Source organism: Mycobacterium sp. P4_H6, from assembly GCF_056400845.1.
Window position 1 is genome coordinate 1 of record NZ_JBFUKN010000159.1, and the last position, 5,299, is coordinate 5,299.

The window sequence follows — 5,299 nt, forward strand, 5'->3', positions numbered from 1 at the left end:
CGACGACGGCGCCATCGCGTCGGGCCGACGCGCCGCCGCCGAGATCAAAGCCGAGTTGACGTCGTGATCGCCGCACCCACCACGGATCTGCGAGTGTTCAGCGATCCGTCCTCCGTCGCTGTCGTCGGCGCCTCCGAGGACTCTGCCAAGTGGGGTTACTGGCTGGCCTCCGGCGCGCTGACCGGTGCGCACCGCCGCGCGGTGCACCTGGTCAACGGACGGGCCGACAACGTACTCGGCCATCCTTGTGCGGCAAGTATTTCCGATCTCCCTGAGACGCCGGAACTGGTGGCACTGTGTGTCCCGGCTGCGCACGTGGACGGTGTGGTCGACGCGGCACTCACGCGCGGCACCCGCGGATTCCTCGGCATCACCTCCGGTATCGCCGACGAGGCGGCACTGGCCGCCCGCATCACGGCCGCAGGAGCCCGGCTGATCGGCACCAACAGCCTGGGCATCTACGACGCCACCAACGAGCTTCGGCTGATGTGGGGCATCCCGACACCGGGACCGATGGCCATCGTGTCGCAGAGCGGCCAACTCGGCTCGGAACTCATCGCGGTCGGTCGGCGGCACGGACTGGGAGTCTCGCGCTTCGTCTCGATCGGCAACCAATCCGATGTCACCGCAACCGACGTACTCGCCGACCTGGCCGGTCATGACGACACCCGTGTCATCGCGCTCTACCTGGAGAGCTTCACCGGCGGCGAGGCGTTGTTCGACACCTTGTCGACCCTGCGTGAGGCGAGGAAGCCGACCGTGCTGCTCACCGTCGGTGCCAGCACTGCCAGTTCGCGGCTGGCCCGCACCCACACCGGTTCGTTGACCTCCTCGCTGGATGTGGTCGACGCGGCCTGCCGTGCCGCCGGGGTGGTGCGGGTCGCCACCCCCGCCGAGCTCATCGATGTGGCGCGAGGACTGCTCGTCGTGCCTGCCCTCCGCGGACGGCGCGTCGCCATCGTCGGTGACAGCGGCGGGCAGAGCGGAATCGCCGCCGATGTGGCCACCGCCGCAGGCCTGGCCGTGCCGCAGTTCTCCGAAGACCTGTCGCAACGGCTCGACGCACAACTACCCGCCGGGGCCGCCTACACCAACCCCGTGGACCTGGCCGGGGCCGGCGAGCAGGACCTCGACAACTACGCCCGCATCGTCGAACAGGTCGGCGCCGCAGGCGATGTGGACGCCGTGGTGCTGACGGGATACTTCGGGTGCTACGGACAGGACGTTCCTGACCTGACCGCCGCGGAGGTGGCGGTGGCTCAGCGCATCGGGACGGTCGCGCGCGCCATGGGCGTACCGGTGCTTGTGCACACCATGGCGCCGGATTCAACTGCCGCACACACCTTGTGGGATGGCGGTGTGCCGACCTACGGCCGCATCGAGGCGGTCGCCAGGGTGCTCGCCGCGCTGGCCGACACCACCCCGACACCGAAAGCCGCCGCGCCGGAGATCGCTATCGGCCTGCCCGGTGTCGAGCCCGGATACTGGGCTGCGCGGGCGTTGCTCGCCGAAGCCGGGGTGGCGTTCCCGCGCGGTGCGGTGGTGCGTGACAGCGCCGAACTCGCTGCGGCTGTCGACGACCTCACCGCGCCGCTGGTCCTGAAAGCCGCGTGGCTGGAACACAAGAGTGAGGTGGGCGGGGTCCGCGTCAACCTGCGCGATCGATCCGAGATCGCCGCCGCTTTCAAGGACATGCGGGCGCGTCTCGGCGCGGGGGAGTACGTCCTGGAGGAACAGGACCGGCGACCCGATGCCGTCGAGGTGCTGATCGCCGCCCGCCGTGATCCGCAGCTGGGCCCGATGGTGGTCGTCGGGGCCGGCGGCACCGAGACCGAGGTGCTACGCGATATCCGGATGGAATGCGCACCGCTGTCCACGGATACCGCGATGGCGATGCTGCACGGACTGCGGATGACGCCGCTGCTCCAGGGCTGGCGTGGCCGCGCCGCGGTGGATGTCGCGGCACTGGCGGCCGCGGTCGTCGCCGTGTCCCGGCTGATCGCGGCACGTCCAGACATCTCCGAGATCGAACTCAATCCCGTCCGCGCCACCGCCTCGGGTGCGCTCGCCGTCGATGCCCTGGTGGTAACCCATTGCGCAGAAACCGATTTGGAAGGAAATCAACGATGACAGCACCGGCCACTCTGGACAATTCGACCGAATTCTCCGGCCGCGTGGCCCTGATCACCGGCGGTGGTTCGGGCATCGGCCGCGCCATCGCGCAGCGCTGGGCGCTGGCCGGTGGTGTGGCCGCCGTTCTCGGCAGGCGCAAGGAGGCGCTCGACGAGACGGTGGGTCTGATCACCGCCGCCGGCGGCCGGGCCGAGGCGGTGGTGTGCGATGTCCGTGACCACGCGGCCGTCGCCACCGCGGTCGACACCCTGATGGCCGGCCACGGCCGTCTCGACGCGCTGGTCAACAACGCCGCGGGCAATTTCGTGGTGCCGTCGGAGGATCTGTCGCCGGGCGGCTGGAAAGCCGTCACCGACATCGTGCTCAACGGCACCTACTACTGCACACACGCCGCCGCGCGGCACATGCTGGCCCAGGGTGGCGGCACGGTGCTCAACATCATCGCCAGCTACGCCTGGCACGGACACCCCGGCACGGTGCACAGTGCCGCCGCCAAGGGCGGGGTCGTCGCCATGACCCGCACGCTGGCCGTCGAATGGGGTGCGCGCGGAGTGCGGGTCAACTGCCTGGCCCCGGGCCCCACCGAGACCGCGGGTGCCGGCGCCGCGCTGTGGGGCACCGAGCAGGCCCGCCGTGACGTCCTGGCCAGTGTGCCGGCCAACCGTTTCGCCGAACCCGCCGAGATCGCGGAGTCCGCCGCGTTCCTGCTCAGTGCGCGCGCCGGATACATCACCGGGGAGGTACTGGTCGCCGACGGCGGGCAGTGGCTCGGCAAGTCCATCTACACCGATTCATCGCGTTAACCCGAAGGAGACACCCATGGTCGCCGTGACCACCAACATCCCCGCCTGGCCGCTCACCGACGAGCAGCGCCAGATCGTCGAGCTGTGCCGCGATTTCGCGGCCAAGGAGATCCGCCCCCGTGGGCGCGAGGTCGACGAGGCCGACACCGTCACCCCGGTCGACATCTTCGCCAAGGCGGCGGCCGTCGGCATCACCGACTTCATGATCCCCGAGGAGTACGGCGGCGGCGGCTTCACCGACGTCTTCACGCAGTGTCTGGTCCAGGAAGAGCTGTGCTTCGGGGACCCAGGTATCGGAAACCTGGTGTGTTCCAACGGCTTCTTCTCCGATCCGATCATGGTGCTGGGCACCGAGGAACAGAAGAAGCGCTGGCTCACCCCGCTGACCGGACCGAACGCGGTGATGACCTCGCTGGCCACCACCGAGCCGGAATCCGGCTCGGATGCCGCCTCCATCGCCACCACGGCACGCCGGGTCGAGGGCGGGTACAGGATCAGCGGGCAGAAAGCCTGGATCTCCAATGCCGGCGCCGCCGAGCAGTATGTGATCTTCGCGAAGACGGACCCCACCAGACGTTCGGCGGGCATCACCGCATTCCTGGTTTCCAAGGACGCCGAGGGGCTGACGTTCGGCGAGCCGATGAAGAAGATGGGACAGCGCGCGATCGTGTGCCGGGAGATCTTCCTCGACGGCGTGTTCGTTCCCGAGGAAGACCGGCTCGGCGATGAGGGCCAGGGCTTCTACGGTCTGATGGGCACCTTCGACATCTCACGGGTGGTGCTCGGAGCAGCCGCCGTCGGCGCGGCGCGCGCGGCCTACGAGTACGCGCTCGAGTACGCGAAGACCCGAAAGCAGTTCGGAGTTCCCATCATCGAGCATCAGGCGGTGGCGTTCCGGCTGGCGGACATGGCCACCCGGATCGAGGCGGCCCGGCTGCTGACGCTGCACGCGGCGCGCATTATCGACAGCGGTGCACCGGCTCGCGGTATCGCGGCGATGGCCAAGCTGACGGCTTCGGAGACCGCCATGTTCGTCACGCACGCGGCGGTGCAGACGCTGGGCGGGTGGGGATACTCGCGTGAGTACCCCGTCGAGCAATGGATGCGCGACGTCAAGCTGGAGGAGATCGAGGAGGGCACCTCCGACATCATGCGGCTGGTGATCTCGCGCAATCTGAACTGACACCCGCGCGGTTGACCGGACGGCCAGTTATCCCCACTTGTACCATCGGAGCGACCGCACCGACCCTGCTGACTGGAGGACCCGATGCCGCGCCCCAGCGTGGAAGCCGAGCGCAGGCAGCAGATCCTGTCCGCCGCATGCGCGGTGATCGCCTCGGCCGGGATTCCGGCCCTGCGGCTCTCCGATGTCGCCAAGGAAGCCGGTGTCAGTTCGGGGACGGTGCACTACTACTTCGAGACCAAGCGGGAGGTCATCGCCGCGGCGTTCGAATACAACCTGACCGACTCGCTGGCCCGGCGCCAGGAACTGCTGGCGTCGGGCAAGGACAGCCTGGCGATCCTGCACGATCTCGTCGAGTCCTATCTGCCCAACGACGAACTCTCGGTGCGCGCCTGGAAGGTGTGGCTGGCGTTGTGGGCGGAGGGCAGCCGGGAGCCGGTGTTGCAGGAGATCAACGATCGTCTGTACGGCCAATGGCGAGATGTCGTCGCCGGGGTGATCGGGGCAGCGCAGGATGAAGGCCTGGCCCGCCCGGGGGATTCGGCGGTGCAGGCGAACATGCTGATCGGCATGCTCGATGGACTGGCCGTGCAGGTGGTGCTGGAATCCCCGAGTATGCCCTTGTCGCAGATGCGACAGACGTGCCATGACTTCATCAGCGCAGTCATAGCCGGTCCATAAAGTCGTTGAATCATGCTGTAATCGAACAACATTGAGTGAGGCGAAGCGATGAGTCTGTACGCGGTAGTTGACCCGGCGACCGGTGATGTGGTGAAGGAGTATCCCACCGCGACCGATGAGCAGATCGAGGCGGCGGTGTCGGCGGCGGCGGCAGCGTTCAAGGAGTGGTCCAAGACCACGAGTGTGGCTGATCGTGCCGGGTTAATCCGCAAGGTCGCCGAACTGCACAACGAACGCAAAGACGAGCTGGCCAGGATCATCCAGCGCGAGATGGGCAAGCCGCTGGATCAGTCGGTCGGCGAGGTCGAGTTCAGTGCCGCGATCTATGAGTTCTACGCCGATAACGCCGAAAAGTTTTTGGCCGATGAGCCCATCGACCTGCTCGACGGGGACGGCTCGGCGTTGATCCGGCGCGGCCCGGTCGGGGTGCTGCTGGGCATCATGCCGTGGAACTACCCCTACTACCAGGTGGCCCGATTCGCCGGTCCCAACCTGGTGC

General features: G+C 68.1%; 5 protein-coding genes. All 5 read left to right on the forward strand.

What is annotated here, in order from left to right; translation table 11 throughout:
• The first annotated feature begins 63 nt into the window (after positions 1–63).
• On the forward strand, positions 64–2,130 hold the full coding sequence (locus AC1DTF_RS31985; RefSeq protein WP_477476984.1) for an acetate--CoA ligase family protein: 2,067 nt from the start codon (positions 64–66) through the stop codon (positions 2,128–2,130).
• Complete coding sequence (locus AC1DTF_RS31990) at positions 2,127–2,936, forward strand: SDR family oxidoreductase (RefSeq protein ID WP_477476985.1); 810 nt, start codon at positions 2,127–2,129, stop codon at positions 2,934–2,936. Before AC1DTF_RS31985 ends, AC1DTF_RS31990 begins: the two co-directional genes overlap by 4 nt.
• Positions 2,937–2,952: 16 nt before the next feature.
• Positions 2,953–4,119: an acyl-CoA dehydrogenase family protein gene (locus AC1DTF_RS31995; RefSeq protein ID WP_477476986.1), complete on the forward strand. Its 1,167-nt coding sequence runs from the start codon at positions 2,953–2,955 to the stop codon at positions 4,117–4,119.
• An 84-nt stretch (positions 4,120–4,203) separates the two neighbouring features.
• Positions 4,204–4,800, forward strand: coding sequence for a TetR/AcrR family transcriptional regulator (locus AC1DTF_RS32000; protein WP_057168207.1), 597 nt, complete (start codon positions 4,204–4,206; stop codon positions 4,798–4,800).
• A gap of 48 nt (positions 4,801–4,848) precedes the next feature.
• Positions 4,849–5,299: aldehyde dehydrogenase family protein (locus AC1DTF_RS32005; protein ID WP_477476987.1), on the forward strand; the 451-nt coding region annotated here is incomplete at its 3' end.

Coding starts and splice junctions, on each gene's coding strand:
- AC1DTF_RS32000 (WP_057168207.1), top strand. CDS start 4,204: ATGCCGCGCCCCAGCGTGGAAGCCGAGCGCAGGCAGCAGATCCTGTCC.
- AC1DTF_RS31995 (WP_477476986.1), top strand. CDS start 2,953: ATGGTCGCCGTGACCACCAACATCCCCGCCTGGCCGCTCACCGACGAG.
- AC1DTF_RS31990 (WP_477476985.1), top strand. CDS start 2,127: ATGACAGCACCGGCCACTCTGGACAATTCGACCGAATTCTCCGGCCGC.